Below are 679 nucleotides of genomic sequence, written 5' to 3'. Positions count from 1 at the left end.
CGTTTTTTCCGTCCAGTGCCGGGTTGAATCCCAGTTTGACGGTCGCGGCCAACGCGCTGCGGGTCGCCGAGCACATCAACCAGGCGCATTTCGCCACGTGATGTCCTCGCCTGGGGTAGCTCCGGAAGGGTTGCACGATCGCAGGTCACCAGCATCGATCGGCACTGAGCAGCAGGACATCACGTGATTTATCGTTTACCAGCCAACACAGGAGGCTTCAATGCGCACGTTAACCGAGATCATGAATACGCACCGCTCCGACAAGGGTACCGTGATGGGCGAGGCTCATAGTTACACGCCGGTCTACGAGCGGTGGTTCGAGCCGATGCGCAACGAAACGCTGCGCGTGCTCGAGATCGGGGTCTGCGACGCCCGGATGCCTGGCGCCTCGCTGCAGGGCTGGTACGAGTACTTCCCGAAGGCCACCATCTTCGGCTACGACATCGTCGACGCCCACCGCTTCGACAATGACCGAATCACGACTTTCATCGGTGACCAGTCCGACCGCGCGGATCTGGCCCGTTTCGTCGAATTCTCCGGCGGACAATTCGACATTGTTATCGATGACGGCAGCCACAAAGCCGTGCATCAGCAGGTGAGCCTGGCGTTCCTTTTTCCGCATATCAAACCAGGCGGACAGTACATCATCGAGGATTTACACGTCGCGCCCGATACGCTG

1 pseudogene is annotated in these 679 nt (G+C 59.5%); it reads left to right on the top strand.

Annotation, left to right across the window (positions count from 1 at the left end):
- Positions 1–220: 220 nt before the first annotated feature.
- A pseudogene (locus F6Q13_RS19040) lies at positions 221–679 on the top strand (hypothetical protein); the annotation flags it as partial.

This window comes from Mycobacterium sp., from assembly GCF_008709575.1.
GTDB lineage: Bacteria > Actinomycetota > Actinomycetes > Mycobacteriales > Mycobacteriaceae > Mycobacterium.
The sequence above is the reverse complement of the archived record's forward strand: the minus strand, read 5'-3'. Positions and strand labels throughout refer to the sequence as shown.